We start from the raw sequence: 21,990 nt of genomic DNA on the forward strand, positions 1-21,990 counted from the left end.
CTTATCCCCGGTTCGAATCCGGGTGCCTCCTCCAATTTAATTGCCGGTGTGGCGGAATGGCAGACGCGCGCGACTCAAAATCGTGTGGGAAACCGTGGGGGTTCAAGTCCCTTCACCGGCACCATTTCTAAAACGAGACTCTAGGGATCATCCATCCTTAGAGTTATTTTGTTTGTGGAGAGCAAGACGATAAATCAAGATGTACCGTTCCGTCGTCAGGAACGGGCCACAAGCAATCCACCAGGCAACGGATTAAACTGGCAGAGAATGAAGCTATCAGATTGCCAAAAGTGCCTGGAAAGCAAGGAGTGGCATCCTGCAGTTAAAACAAAGCAAACTGTTGAAAATGAGAATCATTATCTATTATAATAACCGAGAGATTAAAATTTTACAAGAGGAAAATAGGGAGGATTATCTTCCCCCTCACCACTGTCTCTTTTCCAATAGAGACAGTGAGGAATGAAGATTTTGCAGGACGCACCGGGCTGTCTCTCAGTAGTTTCAAGGAGATTCATCAATATCCCATTCGATTTATAAATGTGCCATTCTTTTTCCAAAGAAGCACTGGTATACTATACGAATCATGATTGAAATCGCATTGACAAAATCCGGCGGGAAAAGCACTGACCGGAAGCGACTGTTTTCCAATCTATTAGAAAGCGAAAAGCAACGAAAAAAGGAGGCCACCTGTTGATTCGACGATTTTTCTCCTACTACCGTCCTTATAAATGGTTGTTTGTGCTTGATTTTAGCTGTGCAATCATCGCTGGCTTGCTGGAGCTGGCGTTTCCGGTAGCGGTAAATGCTTTTATCGACGATTTGCTGCCGGGCGGGAAGTGGGGCACGATATTGTGGGCTTCGCTTGGACTGCTCGCTTTGTATGCCTTGAACACCTCGCTCATGTACATCGTCAACTATTGGGGGCATATGCTCGGCATCAACATCGAGACGGATATGCGGCGCAAGCTGTTTGCGCATATGCAGAAGCTGTCGTTCCGCTATTTTGACAATACGAAAACGGGGCACTTGATCGGCCGCTTGACCAATGACTTGAACATGATTGGCGAGATGGCGCACCACGGACCGGAGGATTTGTTCATCGCCGTCATGACGCTTGTCGGGTCGTTTGCGCTCATGCTGTCCATCAACTGGCAGCTTGCGGTCATCACGTTTATTATTGTGCCAATCATCATTTGGATCGTCGTTTACTTCAACAAGAAAATGACCCAGGCGATCCACCAACTGTACCGTGATATTGGCGACTTTAACGCGCGTATTGAAGACAGCGTGGGCGGCATCCGTGTCGTCAAGGCGTTTTCCAACGAGAAGCACGAAGAAGCGCAATTTGCCGTCAACAACGGACGTTTTCGCCTGACCAAGCTCAGTTCCTACAAGCTGATTGCCAAAAATGGCTCGATCAGCTATATGATGATGAGATTTGTCACGTTGTTCGTCATGGTTTGCGGCACCTGGTTCGTTATTCGTGAACAGCTTACGTACGGAGAGTTTGTCGGCTTTTTGCTGCTGACAAACGTGTTTTTCCGACCAATTGAGAAGATCAACGCAATTGTGGAAAGTTATCCACAAGGTTTTGCCGGCTTCAAGCGCTATACGGAATTGCTGGACACAGAACCTGATGTGGCAGATGCTCCGGACGCTGTGGAAATGCAGCCGTTTCAGCGAGAAATTCGCTTCGATCGGGTTTCGTTCAGCTATGACGGAGAGAAAAAAGTGCTCGATCAGGTCGATCTGGTCATCCGCAAAGGGGAGACGATCGCCTTCGTCGGTCCGTCCGGGGCGGGCAAGACAACGCTGTGCAGCTTGTTGCCGCGGTTTTACGAGGTCGAGAGCGGCTCGATCACGATTGACGGAGTGGACATCCGCCAGGTGACACAAGATTCGTTGCGCCGCCAGATCGGGATTGTGCAGCAGGATGTGTTCCTGTTTGCGGGTACGATTCGCGAAAACATTTTGTATGGAAAACTGGAGGCAAGCGAAGAGGAAATTTGGGAGGCTGCACGGCGAGCGCGCCTTGATGATTTTATCCGCGCGCAGGAGCAAGGCATGGACACAGTGATCGGGGAGCGCGGCGTGAAGCTGTCCGGCGGTCAAAAGCAGCGGCTGGCGATTGCCCGCATGTTCCTGAAAAATCCGCCGATCCTGATTCTCGATGAAGCGACTTCGGCGCTGGACACGGAGACAGAAATGGCGATCCAGCAATCGTTGGCAGAGCTGTCCAAGGGCCGGACGACGCTGGTGATCGCGCACAGGCTGGCGACGATCAAGGATGCAGATCGGATCGTCGTCGTGACGCAGGACGGTATCGTCGAGCAGGGACATCATCGCGAACTGGTCGACGCAGGCGGCGTGTACAGCCGTTTGTACCAGGCGCAGTTTGGCGTCTTGCAAGGCTTGGAGAGTGTCAGCAAGCTGTAAAACAACGAAAGAGGCTGTGCAAAAGGGGCATCTCGAAGTCGAAATATCGACTTATGAGACAGCCCCTTTTTAGGTTATCACGTAGTAGTCTGCTTCAAAAGTCGCCTGACCAAAAAGCCAGCGTAAAAAGATAAACACGATAAAACGGTGCCGTATCCTATGTAATTGATGCCAAAAACATAATAGGGAAGCTCTTCGCTTAGAAGGAAAAACGGGTCTGCTGGCGATAAATCCTAAAGAATTACCTTTTTATTCCATAATACCGTATGAAGATACATGAAGCTTCTTTATTGAAAGGAAAAGAATACAATAAGATTGATTCTCAATATCAACAAATGTATGATTGAAGTATGTGACTTTTCGCATGGTTGTTGCTTATGTCAGTGGCTCGTCCAAAAAGGGCAAAGCTACCCGAAATAACCGGAGAGCGACGCTGGCTGAAACTCGTTTCAAGCGATCAAGAACGGGAATATGTACGCACTCGACAGCTCGATTGCTGCGGGCGGACTGTTGGGAATTGAGTTTGGGGTACAGTCCTGCTAATGCGTGCGTCCATTATGGATTGACAGTAAAGGAGAGGTTCACGGATGACGAACGAAGAATTGTATGACGTCACGATTATCGGTGGAGGGCCTGCTGGGCTTTACGCATCGTTTTACAGCGGTTTGAGAGAAATGAAGACGAAGCTGATCGAGTATCAGCCAAGGCTGGGCGGAAAAGTCCACGTCTATCCGGAAAAAATGATCTGGGATGTCGGCGGTCTGACGCCTACATTGGGCGAAAAGCTGATCGAGCAGATCGTTCAGCAAGGGCTAACCTTTGATCCAACCGTTGTTTTGGGGCAAAAGGTAGAGCGGATCGAGCGGGACGAAACAGGCGTGTTTGTCCTGCATACGTCGACGGGAGAGCAGCATTACAGCAAAACAGTCATTTTGGCAATCGGCGGGGGAATTTTGGAGCCGCAACGAATTGACTTGGAGGGTGCCGAAAAGTTCGAGGTATCCAATCTTAGCTATACCGTCAAGTCACTGCGACGGTTTAAAGACAAAACCGTCATCATCTCGGGCGGCGGAAACTCTGCGGTCGACTGGGCAAACGAGTTGGAGCCAATCGCCAAAAAAGTGTATTTGACGTATCGAAAAGAAGCGCTGTCCGGGCATGAAGCACAAGTAACGCAATTGCTGAACAGCTCGGCAACATGCTTTTTCAACACAACCATTACCAAGCTGATTGCGTCCTCCAACCAGGAAAAAGTCGAACGGGTGGAACTGACGAACCACCTGACAGGAGAAGTACAGGAACTGGCGATTGACGAAGTGATTATCAATCATGGCTACGAGCGCGACAGATCGCTTCTGGAAAACAGCCAGGTGAAGCTGGAAATGGCGAATGAATACTTCCTGGCTGTCAAGCCAAACGGCGCTACATCCGAGCCGGGGATTTTTGCTGCGGGAGATATCATCTCGCACGAAGGAAAAGTGCATTTGATTGCCGGAGCTTTTAACGACGCGGCAAATGCTGTCAACCAAGCCAAGCTGTACATACAGCCGGACGCACAAGCCGGCGGGATGGTTTCGTCCCACAATGAACTTTTCCAGAGCCGCAACCGCGAGCTGATTAACCAAATGTTAAAATAGATTTTTCATACAGTGGTGTCGCATTGGCAGCCGGAGTGTAAGGGGTAGGAAATTCTCGCAGAGTGTTTCTTGCCCCTTTGCATGTTTGCCAAAAAACAGGATGATGATATTCTTGACTGGAGGCATTTGGTTGCCTAGCTTACGATTGATTGGCGGCAAGAAAACGAGGTGGATTGTTTTGAAGTACGGATTGGATGGCAGACCTCCGGTGGGCACGAGTATACTCTCTGCCCTGCAATGGATGATCGTAGCTGTCTCCAGCAGCGTTGCTGTTCCGCTGATGATTGGGGACGTGTATGGGCTACAGCCAGATGAGATGAGCAATTTGATGCAGCAGACGATCTTTTTCATCGGGCTGGCTTCGCTTTTGCAAGTATGGATCGGACACCGCTATCCGATGCTGGAAGGTCCGGCCGGGTTATGGTGGGGCATTTTTATCATTTTGGCGCAGCTTGGTGCGAGTGCAGGGCTCAAGCCGCGCGAGATCGGGCAATCGTTTCAGCTCGGGATGGCGCTGGCTGGTCTGTTGTTTATCGGCTTTGGCATGCTGGGCTGGATCGGCAAGCTGCAAAGATGGTTTACACCGCTCGTATCCGGCACGTACATGATTTTGCTGGCGATTTCTTTGTGCAGCAATATTTTGACCGGAATGCTAGGGATTGGCTTTCAGCATTCTACAGAGGTGCAGCCGGGCGTAGCGCTTGTTTCGGTGGGGATTGTGGCGCTGGTCGTCTGGATCATGCGGACGAAGCGCTTTTCCAGCTTTGCTGTCCTGTTTGGCATGGTCGGTGGCTGGGTGCTTTACGCCTTGCTGGGCTGGACAGAGACTGTGCGGCCTGCGGAGCAGCTGTTTTCGTGGCCGAGCGTCTTTTTCTGGGGAACGCCGCGTTGGGACTGGGGCGTCGTCCTGACGAGCATGCTGACCGGATTTGTCCTGCTGACGAACCTGGTGACAAGCATGGTCGTGATGGGCAAAGCGACAAATACAGTCCCGACCGATTCCCAGTACAACCGTGGCGGGGTGTTTACAGGCGTGTCCCACCTGCTTTCCGGTGTGAGCGGCGTCGTGGGGATGATCCCGCTGTCGTTGGCTGCTGCGGTGATCCAGACGACACGTATAGCGGCGCGTTTGCCCTTTATGCTCGCGATGGTCGGGATGATGCTGATCGGCCTCTTTCCGACTGTCGCTCATTTTCTGGCGGCATTGCCGACTCCGGTTGCCTATGCGGCCATGTTCATCTCGTACACGCAGCTTCTCGGGTTCGGCTTGAAAGATTACGCGACCGTCAAAATGGATGAGCGGGCCGTTACGATTGGGGGAAGCTCGCTTTTGATCGGGATTGGCGTCATGTTTGTTCCGGCAACTGCCTGGCAGGAGCTGCCTGCCTTGGTCAGCTTCCTGCTCGGAAACGGTTTGCTGCTCGGGGTCATCGTCTGTTTGCTCTTGGAACACGTCGTTTTTCGCAAGCCAACTGACAGCAAGACACAAAAAGACGGCCACGCTGCATGACGGGCCGTCTTTTCATTAAGGTGAGACGATGGCGGTGTGAGTCAGCTCACCGCCGTTGATTTCGGTAAACATGCGGCCTACGGAGCCGATGATTTCGTCCTTTTTCTCAGCGGAAAGCTGCTCGTGGAAAAAGATGACTTGCAGCAGGTCCCGGCTTTGTTCGGTCACACAAGTGCGCCTGGAATCGACAATCGGACTGCCAAACGCCCCTTTGTCGTCTGCGAGCAGCAGCTTTCCTGCCATGTGGACCTCGCGACCGTTCAACCCTTCGTACACGTCTGTTTCCCGGCCAAGACGGCAGGTGACGTCGCCTGTCAGATGCTGCTGATCGTAAATGCCGAAGGGAAGCGCATGCAGGACGGAGAAGAAGTTGTTGACGTCTACGGCGCTGTTGATCCAGAAAAAAGGGTTCCCCTGCAACAGGCGGCGCAGCAGTGCCTCCGAGGAAGGGCGGTAGCGGGAAGGATCGATCCCCGCCTTTTTGAAAGCGGTGCGCCATTCGCGGATGCCTTCAATCTCGGTCAGGCGGGACAGTTCGTGCTCCAGGCGCAAGTTTTCTACAAAATAGTTGATGCGGCCGTTCAGCATTTTGGGCGAATCGCTGACAGAGGCGCCGCTGTACTGCAAAATGCCAAGGGAAAAGGCGGGAAGGCGCTCGGTTACGGTAGAGTCGAGCTGCACGTTCATATGAATCACTCCTATTATGTAAAAAAATGGCTTGCGAAGGATGTTTTTCGCCAAAACATGGAACAGGAAACAATTCTCAAGTAGTATAGCAAAATATTTTTGTGGAAGCGACTAAGCTTCGTTACAATAGAAGCAGCAGAGGAGGTTTCCAAAGACGATGACAATGCGTGAAGTACAGATATATACAGACGGCGCCTGCTCTGGCAATCCGGGTCCCGGAGGCTGGGGTGCTGTCCTGATGTACGGCCAGCATATCAAGGAGATGTCCGGTGCCGAGCCGCATACGACGAACAACCGCATGGAGCTGCTCGCGCCGATCAAGGCGCTGTCCATTTTGAAGGAGCCTTGCAAGGTGACTTTGTACAGCGACAGCGCGTACCTGGTCAACTGCTTCAAGCAGGGCTGGTACAAGGGCTGGTTGAAAAACGGCTGGAAAAACAGCAAAGGCCAGCAGGTAGAAAATCAGGATTTGTGGAAAGAGCTGCTTCGGCTGATGGAGATTCATCAAGTAGAGTACGTCAAGGTAAAAGGGCACGCCGACAACAAGTGGAACAACCGCTGTGACGAGCTGGCGACGGGAGCGATCAAGCAACTGTGATGGACGGACAAGACTTGCACTACTGGGAGCAGACGAAGCAGTCCATCATTGAGTACGCCAAGGAGATTGGCATCGACAAGATCGGCTTTGCCAGCGCCGACCCTTTTTTGACGCTTAAGGAACGACTGATCGAGCACCGGGAAAAGGGATACGAGTCAGGCTTTGAGGAACCGGATCTGGAAAAGCGGACAAATCCCGGTTTGCTGCTGGAGGGCGCCCGTTCCTTGATTTCGATTGCGCTCGCGTACCCGTCCAGGCTGGAGAATCCGCCCAAGTCCGAGCCTGGCGCGTACCGGGGCATTTTGTGCCGGGCTGCCTGGGGCGTCGATTACCACCATGTGCTGCGCGACAAGCTGGACAAGCTCGGCAAATTCATTCAGGAGCTGGAGCCAGGGGCCAAAATCGAGTCGATGGTAGACACGGGAGCGCTGTCTGATCGTGCCGTCGCCGAGCGGGCGGGCGTCGGATTCGTCGGCAAAAACTGTGCCTTGATTACGCCAGAGTTCGGTTCGTGGGTCTACCTGGGCGAGCTTTTGACGAATTTGCCGTTGCCAGCCGACCAACCGATCGAAGAAGGCTGCGGCGATTGCAACATATGCGTAGATGCCTGTCCGACCGGGGCGCTTGTGCAGGGAGGCCAGCTCAATGCCCAGCGCTGTGTAGCGTTTTTGACCCAGGTAAAAGATTTCATACCAGATGAATTTAGAGGGAAAATCGGCAATCGGCTGTACGGCTGTGATACTTGCCAAACCGTCTGCCCGAAAAACCGCCGGATCAACTTCAACCATCATCCCGAGTTTCAGCCTGATCCCGAGATTGCCAAGCCGCTTTTGATCCCGCTGTTGGAGATGAGCAACAAGGAATTCAAGGAAAAGTTCGGCCTGTCTTCCTCATCGTGGCGCGGCAAAAAGCCGATTCAGCGCAACGCGATTCTGGCGCTGGCCCATTTCAAGGATCGCACGGCTGTGCCCCATCTGGCCCGCCTGCTTGCAAACGATCCCCGCCCGGTCATTCGCGGCACAGCCGCCTGGGCGCTGGGAAAAATCGGCGGAGCCGATGCAGAAGCAGCACTCGTGAAGGCAGAGGAGACGGAGCAGGTGGCAGAGGTGCAGGCTGAGATTGCGAAGGGGATGGAGCTGCTGGCGCTTCGACCATGACAAGGCTGGTTGCGATAGGAAAAAACCAGAAGAAAAGGAGGATGAACGATGCCAAAGGAAATAGGCTATACCTCAATGGAATCCCCGATTGGACCGCTGCTGCTCGCTTCGACAGAAGAGGGCTTGTGCTATATCGACTTTGCAGATGAGGAAGAAGGACTGCCGAATCTCGTTCACTGGTGCCAAAAGACGCTTCCCGGGGTCACTCCGGTGAAAAACGAAGCCGTCAACGAGCAGGCCAAGCTGCAGCTTGCGCAATATTTTGCCGGCGAACGAACGGAGTTTGATGTTCCTACCGTCCTGTACGGCACTCCTTTTCAAAAAACGGTGTGGAATGAGCTGACGAATATTCCATTCGGGGAAACCCGTTCCTACAAAGATATTGCTATCGCCATCGGAACGCCCAAAGCGGTCCGGGCGATTGGCGGGGCGAACAACCGCAATCCGATCCCCGTGATTATTCCTTGCCACCGGGTTGTCGGCGCAAACGGTGCGCTTGTCGGTTACGGGGGCGGGTTGTCCATCAAACAATATTTGCTGGCACACGAAGAAGGGCCGCTTTTTGCCCATGCCACCTCCAACCAGACTGTCCGCTAGCCGGATGGCTTTTCCTTCTTCTGAATGCGCTGTCCTTGACATATTCTGTTCGTGAGATGCCAGGTGAGCTCGTTGGATAGGTGTTGAGCGTACACCGCGAGGCGAGCAGGCGGAGAACATGACATGTCCAGGCAGAGAACGCTGGGAAGAGGGGGAGCGGCGGATGGAATGGCGTGCGTTTGTTCAACGGTACTTCGATGCCGTGCATCAGTCCATTCTGGATGGACAATATGAGCGGCTATTGCCTTTTTATCTGGAGCAAAAGATGTCGCTGCAGCAAGAGTGGGCCCGCATCAATCGCGCCCATCGGCAAATGCGCAGGCGAGGAGCTACACTGCACGGAGTGAGCGGCCAGGTCAAGCCCGTCTGTTGGCTGGAGACAGATGCTGCGATTGACATCACGGTAGTCTGGACGGGAAAGAGCCAGTATCTTTTGAAAAACAAACGGTATGAAGAGGCGAGCCGGAGGATGATTCAGCTTCGTTTGGACAAAGCTGCTGGCCAGTGGAGGATTGTCGGCACAAGGGAGCAGCAAGGGGACGGGAAAAGCGAGAGTGTAGAGGAAATGGAGCGGCAGAGTACGGCGGCGGTCACAGCGGTTGAAGATGCGGTTTCGCAGCCATTGCTCGTCGTCCACGGCGCAGGCGGCTATCGGGCGGACAAAGCAGTCGCCTATGCAGAGCGTTACTGGAATACGACTAATCCCGCTTACCCGCGCTTTACCGATGATTGTACCAACTTTATTTCACAATGCCTGTACGCTGGAGGAATCCCGATGCTGATGTCCAAGGACAGGGGCAAAGGCTGGTGGATTCGCACCGGAAAAAGCGCGGACTGGAGCTATAGCTGGACGGTCGCGCACAGCTTGTACCTGTTGCTGAAATCAGGCGGGCCGCCGATGCGCGCCATCGCCAAAAAGTCTGCTACCGAGCTGGTTCCGGGCGACATCATCTGCTACGACTTCAACGGCGACGGACGTTTTCAGCACAATACGATTGTGGTCACGCTGGACGCAAATGGGATGCCGCTAGTCAACGCCCACACGACAGACAGCAGCATGCGGTACTGGGCGTATGAAGACTCGACAGCTTATACGCCGAGCATTCGCTATGCCTTTTTTCATATTCGTGGCATGTAGGGGCGCCGTAAAATGCAGCGGCTTTGCGGATGACTGTCGGCGCATCATCTCAGTGAAAGTGAAACTCCCTTGCACCAGTGGCGCCAGGTTGGAGGCAACTGCCTAGCCGCATGTTGCCGACACTGGCCTGGTGGTCATGGCGCGGTTGGTTTATGTATAATAGAAGAGGTTTGAAGGATTCAAGTTCGTCGTATACAAGGAGTTTTGCTGAGATGCCGTTACATATTGTTTTGCACGAGCCGCTCATTCCTGCCAACACGGGGAATATCGCCCGTTCCTGTGCAGCGACAGGCGCTCATTTGCATTTGATTCACCCGCTCGGCTTTTCGACAGAGGATCGTTATTTGAAGCGGGCTGGTCTCGATTATTGGCACGCGGTGAACATTCACCATCACGAGAGCTTCGAGCATTTTGCCGCGGCGCAGGGAGAGGGAGCAGGCACGTTTTACTTCGTGGAGACATGGGGCGAGAAGCTGTATACGGATGTTTCCTTTCGCGATGGCGACTACATTATCTTGGGCAAGGAGACGACCGGTCTACCGAAGGAACTGACGGACAGGTACCGGGAACAGACGATACGCATCCCGATGAGCGGAGCCACCCGTTCCGTCAATCTGTCTAACTGTGCGGCGATCGTTTTGTTCGAAGGCTTGCGGCAGCTGGGTTTTCCGGGGCTTGGATAAGGCATGTTGAACGGCGCTTCCGGTTGCAAAAGCAACAAGCAGGGCGTCGATGGAAAAGGGAGAGAACGCAAATGACGGTGAACACGATCCTGTTTGATCTGGACGGAACGCTCCTGGAGATGCAGACTGAGCATTTTGTCAAAAACTATTTGGCAGAGGTAGGCCGCCACGTCGGCGACAAGTACGATTCGGAGAAGCTTCTGAAGCTGATTTGGGACGCGACCAAGGCGATGATTATGAGCCAGGAGCCGGAAAAGACGAATGAACAGGTGTTTATCGAGTATTTCACGGCTCACAGCGAATGGGATCGTGAAGAAGTTTGGCCATTGTTCGATTCCTTTTACCGCGACGTGTTTCCGACGCTTTCGCATTTGGCCTATCCGTCGCCTTGGGGCAAAAAAATTGTGGAAGCGGCCAAAGCGCAAGGCTATCGGGTCGCGGTTGCCACCAATCCGGTTTTTCCGCGTGACGCCATTTTCCATCGGCTCGCCTGGATCGGGTTGAGCGCAGACGATTTTGAGTTGGTCACGGTTTATGAGGAGTCTCATTATACGAAGCCGAATCCCGGCTATTTTCTGGAGATTTGTCAAAAGCTTGGCGTGGAACCGACCGACTGCATCATGATCGGCAATCACATGCAGGAGGACATGGTCGCGTCGAAGCTGGGGATGAAGACGTATCTCGTCACCAACTGGATGGAAGACCGCGGCGAGCCGCAGTATCCGGTCGATCAGCGAGGCTCTTTGGAGGAATTGTACCAGGCGATTACAGAGCGGACAGGCGTGTTTGCAACAGAATAAATCGCGTTCCACAAGAAAAGCGCAGCGAAAAAAGCAGGTTGCCCGTAACAGGCAGCCTGCTTTTTTCCTGGGAGCGCTGTGCTGAAACCAGCAAATGGCTCTTTAGCTTGTCCTTACAGATTCCAGGTTTTGTCCTCGTTGTAGCCCGCTGTCAGAATGAAGAACAGAAAAGCTGCGAAGACCAACGCTACGATAAACGTACCCATGTTGGACAGCTCCTTTCGTAAACAAACTACTCCCATTATAGCGTAGCCTGCCCACTTTGCAAACGCTGTAATCAGCAACATGCCGCGCTCGCTGGTAAACGAAGACAGCGCGTACGGTTTCCGTAATTTTTTCCCTACTGCAAAATGAAGATTGGCTGTGCGAAAGAACATTGGCCGCTCGTGCATGATTTTTGTGGCAAGATTGCTGAAACTTGTGCTCATGTCTCGCATACACATATGTAAAGGCTTGAAGAGCCTGTTGGCAACCGGAGGAAACGGGTTCCACGCGCGAATGCGTGACCGCAGGCAGACATATACATGAGAGTACACTGTCGTTAGGGAAGAGAGAGGGGCTTATGAGGGAGGAGTGTCGAACATGGACATTTTAAAACGGATCGCTGAGCACCGGGCCCGAGAAGAAAACCTGATGTGGAGAGGGACTTTTGCCGAGTACCTCGAACTTGTACGCAAAAATCCGCAAATTGCCCAGACGGCTCATTCACGCGTCTACAACATGATTAAAAGCGCTGGTGTCGAAGAAAATGAGGATGGCACACGCTCGTATCAATTTTTCAGCCGGGAAATTTTCGGGCTGGATCGTTCCATTGAGCGTCTGGTTGAAGAGTATTTTCATTCTGCAGCACGTCGCCTGGACGTCCGCAAGCGCATTTTGCTCTTGATGGGGCCTGTCAGCGGCGGTAAATCCACGATTGTCACGATGCTCAAACGAGGTCTCGAGGAGTATTCCCGCACGGACGAAGGCGCCATCTACGCGCTGGAGGGCTGCCCCATGCAGGAAGAGCCCCTGCATTTGATCCCCCATGAGCTGCGTCCGGAAGTGGAGGAAGAGCTGGGCGTCAAAATCGAGGGAGAGCTTACTCCTTACAACCGTATGAGATTGGAAACGGAGTTTGGCGGCCGCATTGAAGATTTCCCGGTCTGCCGTATTCTTTTCTCCGAAGCGAACCGCGTTGGAATTGGTACATTCAGCCCCTCCGATCCCAAGTCGCAGGACATTGCCGATTTGACTGGCAGCATTGACTTTTCCACGATCACCAAGTACGGTTCCGAGTCCGATCCCCGCGCCTATCGTTTTGACGGGGAGCTGAACAAAGCAAACCGCGGCTTGATGGAGTTCCAGGAAATGCTCAAGTGCGACGAAAAGTTTCTCTGGCATCTTTTGTCACTCACACAGGAAGGAAACTTCAAGGCAGGCCGATTTGCCTTGATCTCTGCGGATGAGCTGATTGTGGCTCACACGAACGAATCCGAGTACAAAGCCTTCATTGCCAACAAGAAAAACGAAGCGTTGCAGTCCAGGATTATCGTCATGCCGATTCCGTACAACCTGCGCGTCAGCGACGAGGAAAAAATTTATGCGAAATTAATCAAGCAATCCGATCTCGGACATGTGCATATTGCGCCGCATGCCCTGCGGTCAGCCGCCATTTTCTCTATTCTTACCCGTTTGAAGGAATCGAAAAAGCAAGGCGCCGATTTGCTCAAAAAAATGCGCCTGTACGATGGCGAATCGGTGGAAGGCTTCAAGGGTGCAGATTTGGAAGAACTGCGCAACGAGCATGCTGATGAGGGCATGAGCGGAATCGACCCGCGCTATGTCATCAACCGCATCTCCAGTGCGCTGATCCGCCGTGACACCGAGTGCATCAATGCGCTGGACATTCTCCGCGCCTTGAAGGAAGGCTTCGACCAGCATCCGTCGATTACGAAGGAGCAGCGGGAGCGCTACATGAACTTCATCTCCAGCGCCCGCAAGGAATACGACGAGCTGGCGAAAAAAGAAGTGCAAAAAGCGTTTGTCTACAGCTACGAAGAGTCTGCGAAAACGCTCATGGATAACTACCTCGACAACGTCGAAGCGTTCTGCAATATGAATAAGATTCGGGACCCCGTCACTGGCGAGGAGATGGACCCAGATGAGCGACTGATGCGTTCCATCGAGGAGCAGATCGGCATTTCGGAAAACGCCAAGCGGGCATTCCGCGAAGAAATTCTCATCCGCATCTCGGCCTACGCCCGCAAAGGGAAGCGTTTTGACTACAGCACACATGACCGTCTGCGGGAAGCGATCGAAAAAAAGCTGTTCGCCGACCTCAAGGACGTCGTCAAGATCACGACCTCAAACAAAACGCCGGATGAGCATCAGTTGAAAAAAATCAACGAGGTGACAAAGCGCCTCATCGAAGAGCACAACTATTGCCCGGTTTGCGCCAATGAGCTGCTCCGTTACGTGGGAAGCCTGCTGAACAGGTAAAAGCCGTTCGCGCAGCCTGACAAAAGCGCACCTATGCTTTATCCGTTACACCATATCCGGCGCAGATTGCGCCAGTTGCTAGGAGGAGACGGCATGGAAGATGCACCATCGTTCATTGTCTCCCGGGAAGACTGGTCGCTGCACCGCAAAGGGTACCAGGACCAAAATCGACACCAGGAAAAAGTGAAGGAAGCGATCAAAAAAAACCTGCCCGATCTCATCAGCGAAGAAAATATCATCATGTCAAACGGGCGGGAAGTTATCAAGATCCCTATTCGCTCCCTGGATGAATACCGATTGCGTTTCAACTTCCAAAAGGGAAAGCATGGTGGTCAAGGCAAAGGCAACAGCAAGGTAGGAGATGTCATCGCGAGAGACGGCGATCAGGCGAAAGGGCCGGGCAAAGGCCAGGGGGCCGGAGATCAGCCGGGAGTGGATTATTACGAGGCGGAAATCAGCGTCGAGGAATTGGAGGAAATGCTGTTCGCCGAGCTGGAGCTGCCAAACTTGCAGCGCAAGGACGAGGACCAGATTGTCATTGAAGAGATCCGCTTCAACGATGTCCGCAAAAAAGGGCTGATAGGCAACATCGACAAAAAGCGGACCTTGATCGCCGCCATCCGCCGCAATGCTCTCGCCGGATACAGCGATCTGGAGCTGGGCATCTCGGATGAAGACCTGCGGTTCAAGACGTGGGATGAGATCATCAAGCCGCATTCGAATGCTGTCATTATTGCGATGATGGATACCTCGGGGTCGATGGGTGTCTTCGAAAAGTACATCGCCCGCAGCTTTTTCTTCTGGATGGTTCGTTTCCTGCGCACGAAGTATGAAAAGGTAGAGATCGTCTTTATCGCACACCATACAGATGCGAAAGAAGTGACTGAGGAAACCTTTTTCTCGAAAGGCGAGAGCGGGGGAACGATCTGTTCCTCCGCCTACAGAAAAGCACTGGAGATCATCGACAGCCGCTACCCGCCGTCCCAGTACAACATTTACCCGTTCCACTTTTCCGACGGCGACAACCTGACATCCGACAACGAGCGTTGCGTGAAGCTGGTCAAAGAGCTTATGGAGAGATGCAACATGTTCGGGTATGGGGAGGTTAATCAGTATAACAGGCATTCTACACTCATGTCAGCGTATCGCCACATCAAGGAGCCGAAGTTCATGCACTGCGTGATTCGGGAAAAGGGCGAGGTTTACAAGGCGCTCAGGACGTTTTTTGGGAAGAAGGAAGCGGTGACGTGATGGGTGCTTTTGTTTGAAGTTGAAAAGGGAAGGAGGTAATGGTGAGCCGACTTCATCTGGTGACGGATGGGGTTGGCTTTTTTGTGATGTTAGGAAATATATGAAACCGTCAGATCGAGAGCCCCTGAATTGTGTTCAGTTTTGGAAGTCGATAACTGTCAAAGCTTTATTTTATTTTATGAAGCTTATTCAATTCTCCTGCGTCTAAATACATAGAAAAATTCCAACAGCTAAAGAGAGGTCATTGTCATGAAGAAAAGCGTTATAATCAAGTCTGCCCTTATTGCTACTACTATTTTTGCACTGGCGCCACTTACCGCCTGTGCCACGCTCTCCCCTGCAAATGCAACTACAACTACAACTGCAACTACACCTGCGACTGCACAGGTCAGCGCATCAGTACCACAAATGGATGAAAAACAAATCGTGAATCTTGTTACCCAGGCCCGAGATATTTTCTGGAAGGTACAAATGGCTAAAACTACGCAGAAGGCCTTTGAATTTAAGGATATTCCGTACGTATACCTGAACGATGAATTTTCCACCAAGGAAAAAGTCATTGCTGCGTTTGAACAGGTCTATACGAAAGAAGCGAGCCACTTCTACTTTGACCAAGCGGGATTTGAATTGTATCAAGACAAGGTAACGCTTGTCGAAGGAGACTTTGGAAGTCTGCTTGATTGGGAAAAGGCAACGGCGGTACTCTCCAGTGAACGTCCAAGTGCAAAAACATATCTGCTGACTGTACCTCTTGGGGAAACTGGAGAGAAGCAGGAAGTGTACGTGACTGTAAAACTCGTTCCTGAACTTGGTTGGAGAATTGTCAACTCTCCGAATGATATCCGATAAGGGAATTTCAATACTCCACTAAGGTGGGGTATTTTTTGTTTTAGGGGGAGCAGCATGGGAAGGGAGGTGCACGAGCGATAGAGTAACCGTAGATACATTTAGATCATCTACTTTGGGCAGCGGCGGCCTGATGAAACTGAAGGCGCACAGCCGTGTGAGGACTATGCCAGAGTGGTCATGAAGATGAGATTACTTCAAAAATGATATGTGTGGGGGTTAGTTATAGTTTTAAAGAAGGCATCATCTGAGGGGCTTGGAGATTGTCAAATTGCAGCGGATCTAACGACTCAGTTGTAGAGTCTCGTTACAAGCTTGTCTGAGTACAAGATGACTTCTGAAGAGTCGGTACTTGAGGGCTTTTTGTCCTTGTTAAATAAAGTGCCAAAGCTTGTGAATAAGCTTCCAGTGGGAGGAGACGACTCTCGTCACCTAAGACACACGCACTGTAAAGTCGTTGAACCTATAGTTCATAAATAATTATACTGGATGTAACTCGATTTGAAAAACATAAAGTCCTTTTAAATAAATAATTGATTCCGTCAGCTACTATGTTGTATAATATCCAAAAAAAGGAGGTTCTGACATGAAGAAATATCGTTACAGACGTTTTACTTATGAATTCAAGTGGGAAGTTTTAAAGCAATGTCTTGACGGAATGTCTATTTTCGAAGTTGCTAAAAAGTACGGAGTGACAGAAGAAGATATACAGAAATGGATTCGGCAGAGTGGAATTAGGGACTTGCTGCAATCAAGTAAAAAGCCAGAAGAAAGAATCCGTCAACTGAAAAGAGCCTATCAGAGAGAGAGGCAGGAAAAGAAAAACTTAATAAAGCTACTGCTGAAGATGGGAAAATAAAACTGCAAAGCGAATTGTCTAAATGTTCAACCAAAACAGCCTAGTCTATATTACATTAAGTATACTAGCTGATTTGGGAGTATTCAATGATAACTCGATAGGTGCTCTTTATGCTAAAAGTGAAGGTAGTTCTGCTTGTTGGAGTTATCGCTATACGCTCAAACCTCAAACAACCAAAAGAAACGAAATTGTACGACCTTCATTGCTATCAAAAAGGAAAATCACTTACAATAAACACTAGAAATATACAACTTTTTACAAATCATAAGCAGGAGGCACCCGTCATGGCAATCCGTAGCATAAAACTCAAGCTGAAAACCAACACAGGCCCGGAAGCACAAAACCTCCGAAAAGGAATCTGGCGGACGCATCGGCTGTTAAATGAAGGCGTCGCCTATTATATGAATATGCTGCTGCTCTTTCGCCAGGAAAGCACGGATAAAAAGACAAAACAAGAAATACACGAAGAATTGATTCGTCATATACGCGCACAGCAACAACGAAATCACGCGGACGAAAAAACGCAAGCGCTTCCATTGGAAAAAGCACTCAAAGCTTTGCGAAAATTATATGAGCTGCTTGTTCCTTCTTCGATTGGACAAAGTGGCGACTCCCAAATCATTAGCCGAAAATTCCTCAGTCCGCTAGTCGATCCGAATAGCGAAGGCGGCAAGGGCACGTCCAAGGCAGGAGCAAAGCCCGCTTGGCAAAAGAAGAAAGAAGCGAACGACCCGACCTGGGTACAAGATTACGAAAAATGGAAAAAAAGGCGCGAAGAAGACCCGACAGCTTCTGTGATTACGACGCTGGAGGAATACGGCATTCGACCGCTTTTTCCTCTGTACACAAACACCGTAGCAGAGATCGCATGGCTGCCACTTAAGTCCGGTCAGTTTGTGCGAACATGGGACAGAGACATGTTTCAGCAAGCGATTGAAGGAATGCTCAGTTGGGAGAGCTGGAACAGACGCGTCCAGGAAGAGTATGCCAAGTTGGAAGGCAAGATGGCTCAACTCAACGAGCAGCTCGAAGGTGGCGAGGAATGGATTCGCCTGCTCGAACAGTACGAAGAAAAAAGAGAGCAGGAGCTCAGGGAAAACATGACCGCTACCAATGACAAGTTTCGGATTACCAAGCGGCAAATGAAAGGCTGGAACGAGCTGTACGAGGTATGGTCCGCCTTTCTTCCTAGTGCCAGCCAAGAGCAATACATGGAAGCGATCAAGCGTGTGCAGCAGCGGCTGAGAGGAAGATTTGGGGATGCTCATTTCTTCCAGTATCTTACAGAAGGGAAGAATCACCTGATCTGGAAAGGGAATCCGCAGCGCATCCATTATTTTGTCGCACGCAACGAATTGACAAAAAAGCTGGAGAAAGCCAAGCAAAGCGCCAGGCGGACATTGCCCGATGCCAATAAGCATCCATTGTGGGTGCGCTACGATGCACGGGGAGGAAATTTGCAAGACTATTACCTGACGGCTGAATCGGACAAACCGCGAAGCAGACGTTTTGTGACGTTTAGTCAGTTGATCTGGCCAAGCGAATCGGGATGGCTGGAAAAGAAAGATGTCCAGGCCGAGCTTGCTTTATCCAGGCAATTTTACCAGCAGGTGACGTTCCTGAAAAACGACAAAGGAAAGCAGGAAATCGAGTTTAAGGATAAAGGTTCGGGCACGACCTTTAGCGGACACTTGGGAGGAGCAAAGCTGCAACTGGAGCGCAGCGTATTGGAGAATAAGGAAAGAAAATTCGAGGAAGGGGAGATTGGCAAGGCCTACCTTAACGTTGTTATTGATTTCAAGCCTTTGCAAGAAGTGAAAAATGGCCGTGTACAAGCGCCGTATGGACAAGTGCTGCAACTCATTCGTCTGCCCAATGCGTTTCCCAAGGTCAGAACCTTTAAGTCAGAGGAACTTGTTGAGTGGATCAAAGCATCGCCGCAACACTCATCCGGAGTGGAGTCGCTGGCATCCGGTTTTCGTGTCATGAGTATAGACCTTGGGCTGCGCGCTGCTGCGGCGACATCAATTTTTTCTGTCGAAGAGAGCAGTGACAAGAATGCGACTAAATTAGCTTATTGGATTGAAGGCACACCTTTGGTCGCTGTCCATCAGCGAAGCTACATGCTCAGGCTGCCTGGTGAACAGGTAGAACAACGGGTGTGGGAAAAACGGGACGAGCGGGGAGACCAGCATAAGCGGGTGAGGTTTCAAATCAGAAGACTCGCTCAAATCATCCGTTTGGCTAATAAGCAGTATGGGGATCGCTGGGATGAACTCAACAGGCTGGACGAAGCGGTTAGCAAGGAAAAATCGCCACTCGATCAAGCAGATCGGACATTCTGGGAAGGAATTGTCAGCGACTTGACAACTGCTTTGCCTTTGAACGATGCAGACTGGAAAGAAGCGGTGGTACAAATACACCGAAAAGCTGAATTGTACGTCGGGAAAGTTGTCCAGGCATGGCGCAAGCGTTTTAATGCCGACGAGCGAAAAGGCATCGCGGGTCTGAGCATGTGGAGCATAGAAGAGTTGGACGGCTTGCGCAAGCTGTTGATTTCCTGGAGCCGCAGGACGAGGAATCCGCAGGAGATTAATCGCTTTGAGCCAGAGCATACCAGCCACAAGCGCTTGTTGACCCATATCCAAAACGTAAAGGAGGATCGACTGAAGCAGGTAAGTCACGCCATCGTCATGACGGCTTTGGGGTATATTTACGACGAGAAAAAACAAAAGTGGTGTGCCAAATACCCGGCTTGTCAGGTCATTTTGTTTGAAAACCTAAGCCAGTACCGCTCCAACCTGGATCGTTCGGCCAAAGAAAACTCCACCTTGATGAAGTGGGCGCACCGCAGCATTCCGAAATACGTCCACATGCAGGCGGAGCCGTACGGGATTCAGATTGGCGATGTCCGGGCGGAATATTCCTCTCGTTTTTACGCCAAGACAGGAACGCCGGGCATTCGCTGCAAAAAGCTGAGAGAACATGACGTAAAGGGCTGGCGCCTTGACCACTTGAAGAAGAAATTAGTCAACGAACAATTTTTGACGGAAGCGCAGGTGGAACAGCTAGAGGCAGGTGACATTGTCCCGGATGACAGCGGAGAACTGTTCATGACCATGACAGACGGAAGCGGGGGCAAAGAGATCGTCTTTCTCCAGGCAGATATTAATGCGGCGCAAAATCTGCAAAAACGTTTTTGGCAGCGGAACAGCGAACTGTTCAAGGTTAGCTGCCGCGTCATCGTCCGCGACGAGGCAGAATATCTCGTTCCCCAGGCAAAAACGGTGCAGGAAAAGCTGGGCAAAGGGCTTTTTGTGAAAAAATCGGATACCGCCTGGAAAGAGGTATATGTGTGGGACAGCCAGGCCAAGCTGAAAGGTAAAACAACCTTTACAGAAGAGTCTGAGTCGCCCGAACAACTGGAAGACTTGCAGGAGATGATCGAGGAAGCGGAAGAGGCGAAAGGAACATACCGCACACTGTTCCGCGATCCGAGCGGTGTCTTTTTTCCCGATTTTGTCTGGAACACCCCGAAAGACTTTTGGGGCGAGGTGAAAAGGAAGCTGTACGGAAAATTGCGGGATCGGCTTTTGACGAAGGTTCGGTAAAGGTATGCAAGGAGAGTGAGTGGCTTGTCCTGGATACCTGTCCGCATGCTGAATGAGATTCAGTATTGTGAGCGACTGTACCATATCATGCACGTGCAAGGGCTGTTTGAGGAAAGTGCAGACACGGTCGAAGGAGCAGCACAGCACAGGCGTGCAGAGACACATTTGCGCAAAAGCAAGGCAGCACCGGAAGAGATGTGGGGAGACGCCCCCTTTAGCCTGCAGCTCGGAGACCCTGTCCTTGGCATTACAGGAAAGCTGGATGCGGTCTGTCTGGAAGAAAACAAGGAGTGGATTCCGGTGGAAGGAAAGCATTCGGCGTCGCCAGAAGGTGGACAGAGTTTTACGGTGGGCGTATATACGCTGGACGGTTCTGCCTGGCCCAACGACCAGATCCAATTGTGTGCGCAAGGCTTGCTGCTTCAAGCCAATGGATATGAATCCAGTTATGGCTACCTCTATTACCGCGGCAACAAAAAGAAGGTGCGGATTCCTTTTTCACAGGAACTCATAGCGGCTACTCGCGCCTGCATTCAAAAAGCTCATCAGCTTCGGACAGCAGAAATGCCCCCGCCGTTGCGTGATTCGAACAAGTGCTTTCGCTGCTCGTTAAATTACGTGTGCATGCCTGACGAGACGAATTACATGTTGGGCATTAGTGCTAACATCCGAAAAATTGTGCCTGGTCGTCCAGATGGCGGGGTGCTGTATGTTACCGAGCAGGGGGCAAAGCTTGGCAGAAGCGGAGAAAGCTTGACCATCACTTGCCGGGGAGAAAAGATAGACGAAATCCCGATCAAAGACTTGATTCACGTGAGCTTGATGGGGCATGTGCAATGCTCCACGCAGCTTCTGCACACCTTGATGAACTGCGGTGTCCACGTCAGCTACTTGACGACGCACGGCACATTGACGGGAATAACCACGCCCCCTTTATCCAAAAACATTCGGACAAGAGCCAGGCAGTTTGTCAAATTTCAGCACCCGGAGATCGCCCTTGAAATCGCGCGAAGGGTAGTATATGCAAAAATCTCCAACCAGCGCACGATGCTGCGGCGCAATGGCGCACCAGATAAAGCGACTTTAAAGGAGCTAAAGGAGCTGAGAGATCGAGCGCTAGAGGCGCCATCCATAGAAATCGTGCGAGGGATCGAGGGACGTGCAGCACAGTTGTACATGCAGTTTTTCCCGACCATGTTGAAGCACCCGGTGGTAGACGGCACTGCGATCATGAACGGTCGCAACCGTCGTCCGCCCAAAGATCCGGTCAATGCGCTGCTCTCCCTCGGCTATACGCTTCTATCCCGGGATGTTTACTCCGCTTGTGCCAATGTCGGACTCGATCCACTGTTCGGCTTTTTCCATACGATGGAGCCGGGCAGGCCAGCTTTGGCGCTTGATCTGATGGAGCCGTTCCGCGCCTTGATTGCCGACAGCGTAGCGATCCGTACCTTGAATACCGAGGAACTCACGCTCAAGGACTTTTACTGGGGAAAAGACAGTTGTTATTTGAAAAAGGCGGGAAGGCAAACGTATTTCGCTGCTTACGAAAGACGGATGAACGAGACGTTGACGCATCCGCATTTTGGGTATAAGCTGAGCTACCGCCGTTTGTTGGAGATGGAAGCAAGGTTTTTGGCCCGGTATTTGGACGGAGAGCTGGCGGAATATATGCCGCTCATGACAAGGTAGGAAATGA

Annotated in this window: 16 protein-coding genes and 2 tRNA genes (1 of these 18 running past the window's edge); 17 read left to right on the forward strand and 1 reads right to left on the reverse strand. The window is 51.4% G+C overall.

Translation table 11 applies throughout. The features are described 5' to 3' along the window. The 5 genes from AAFJ72_RS04675 to AAFJ72_RS04695 all read left to right on the forward strand — a co-directional run. Positions 1 to 34, forward strand: a tRNA-Cys gene (locus AAFJ72_RS04675) (it extends 40 nt beyond the left edge of the window). An 8-nt stretch (positions 35 to 42) separates the two neighbouring features. After that, positions 43 to 124 (forward strand) — tRNA-Leu (locus AAFJ72_RS04680). A 566-nt stretch (positions 125 to 690) separates the two neighbouring features. Next, the gene (locus AAFJ72_RS04685) at positions 691 to 2,436 is read left to right on the forward strand and encodes an ABC transporter ATP-binding protein (protein WP_432776236.1); all 1,746 of its coding nucleotides are present in this window, start codon (positions 691 to 693) and stop codon (positions 2,434 to 2,436) included. Between the two features lie 587 nt (positions 2,437 to 3,023). After that, positions 3,024 to 4,073 (forward strand): NAD(P)/FAD-dependent oxidoreductase, encoded by a 1,050-nt coding sequence (locus AAFJ72_RS04690; RefSeq protein ID WP_432776237.1) that lies wholly within the window; start codon positions 3,024 to 3,026, stop codon positions 4,071 to 4,073. 178 nt (positions 4,074 to 4,251) lie between these two features. Next, the gene (locus AAFJ72_RS04695) at positions 4,252 to 5,583 is read left to right on the forward strand and encodes a purine/pyrimidine permease (protein ID WP_432777146.1); all 1,332 of its coding nucleotides are present in this window, start codon (positions 4,252 to 4,254) and stop codon (positions 5,581 to 5,583) included. Between the two features lie 15 nt (positions 5,584 to 5,598). Here the strand turns inward: AAFJ72_RS04695 and AAFJ72_RS04700 are convergent, their stop codons facing one another. Then, the gene (locus tag AAFJ72_RS04700; RefSeq protein ID WP_432776238.1) at positions 5,599 to 6,270 is read right to left on the reverse strand and encodes a B3/B4 domain-containing protein; all 672 of its coding nucleotides are present in this window, start codon (positions 6,268 to 6,270) and stop codon (positions 5,599 to 5,601) included. Positions 6,271 to 6,427: 157 nt separating this feature from the next. Here AAFJ72_RS04700 and rnhA point away from each other — a divergent pair, with 157 nt between their 5' ends. The 12 genes from rnhA to cas4g/cas1g all read left to right on the forward strand — a co-directional run bounded on the left by rnhA (position 6,428) and on the right by cas4g/cas1g (position 21,983). Beyond that, entirely contained in the window at positions 6,428 to 6,868 is a 441-nt protein-coding gene (gene rnhA, locus AAFJ72_RS04705; protein WP_122905501.1) for a ribonuclease HI, read from the forward strand. Continuing rightward, on the forward strand, positions 6,868 to 8,025 hold the full coding sequence (queG, locus tag AAFJ72_RS04710; RefSeq protein WP_432777147.1) for a tRNA epoxyqueuosine(34) reductase QueG: 1,158 nt from the start codon (positions 6,868 to 6,870) through the stop codon (positions 8,023 to 8,025). Before rnhA ends, queG begins: the two co-directional genes overlap by 1 nt. A 48-nt stretch (positions 8,026 to 8,073) precedes the next feature. Further along, the gene (locus AAFJ72_RS04715; RefSeq protein ID WP_432776239.1) at positions 8,074 to 8,622 is read left to right on the forward strand and encodes a methylated-DNA--[protein]-cysteine S-methyltransferase; all 549 of its coding nucleotides are present in this window, start codon (positions 8,074 to 8,076) and stop codon (positions 8,620 to 8,622) included. A 163-nt stretch (positions 8,623 to 8,785) separates the two neighbouring features. Continuing rightward, positions 8,786 to 9,760, forward strand: a complete 975-nt coding sequence (locus AAFJ72_RS04720) for an amidase domain-containing protein (protein ID WP_432776240.1) — start codon at positions 8,786 to 8,788, stop codon at positions 9,758 to 9,760. 212 nt (positions 9,761 to 9,972) lie between these two features. Next, on the forward strand, positions 9,973 to 10,443 hold the full coding sequence (gene trmL / locus AAFJ72_RS04725) for a tRNA (uridine(34)/cytosine(34)/5-carboxymethylaminomethyluridine(34)-2'-O)-methyltransferase TrmL (protein WP_432776241.1): 471 nt from the start codon (positions 9,973 to 9,975) through the stop codon (positions 10,441 to 10,443). Between the two features lie 71 nt (positions 10,444 to 10,514). After that, positions 10,515 to 11,243 carry an HAD family hydrolase gene (locus tag AAFJ72_RS04730; RefSeq protein ID WP_432776242.1) on the forward strand — a complete coding sequence of 243 codons (729 nt, stop codon included), beginning with the start codon at positions 10,515 to 10,517 and terminating at the stop codon, positions 11,241 to 11,243. Between the two features lie 582 nt (positions 11,244 to 11,825). Beyond that, entirely contained in the window at positions 11,826 to 13,724 is a 1,899-nt protein-coding gene (locus tag AAFJ72_RS04735; RefSeq protein WP_122905508.1) for a PrkA family serine protein kinase, read from the forward strand. A gap of 93 nt (positions 13,725 to 13,817) precedes the next feature. Then, on the forward strand, positions 13,818 to 14,975 hold the full coding sequence (gene yhbH, locus AAFJ72_RS04740) for a sporulation protein YhbH (RefSeq protein ID WP_432776243.1): 1,158 nt from the start codon (positions 13,818 to 13,820) through the stop codon (positions 14,973 to 14,975). Positions 14,976 to 15,224: 249 nt separating this feature from the next. Next, positions 15,225 to 15,824 carry a DL-endopeptidase inhibitor IseA family protein gene (locus AAFJ72_RS04745; RefSeq protein ID WP_432776244.1) on the forward strand — a complete coding sequence of 200 codons (600 nt, stop codon included), beginning with the start codon at positions 15,225 to 15,227 and terminating at the stop codon, positions 15,822 to 15,824. A gap of 583 nt (positions 15,825 to 16,407) precedes the next feature. Further along, complete coding sequence (locus tag AAFJ72_RS04750) at positions 16,408 to 16,680, forward strand: transposase (protein ID WP_432776245.1); 273 nt, start codon at positions 16,408 to 16,410, stop codon at positions 16,678 to 16,680. Between the two features lie 284 nt (positions 16,681 to 16,964). Further along, a complete protein-coding gene (gene cas12b / locus AAFJ72_RS04755) occupies positions 16,965 to 20,291 on the forward strand; it encodes a type V CRISPR-associated protein Cas12b (RefSeq protein WP_432776246.1) in 3,327 nt (1,108 codons plus the stop codon). A 24-nt stretch (positions 20,292 to 20,315) separates the two neighbouring features. Next, on the forward strand, positions 20,316 to 21,983 hold the full coding sequence (gene cas4g/cas1g, locus AAFJ72_RS04760) for a CRISPR-associated endonuclease Cas4g/Cas1g (RefSeq protein WP_432776247.1): 1,668 nt from the start codon (positions 20,316 to 20,318) through the stop codon (positions 21,981 to 21,983). Positions 21,984 to 21,990: the final 7 nt, after the last annotated feature.

The organism is Brevibacillus gelatini (assembly GCF_050920745.1).
Taxonomy (GTDB): Bacteria; Bacillota; Bacilli; order Brevibacillales; family Brevibacillaceae; genus Brevibacillus; species Brevibacillus gelatini.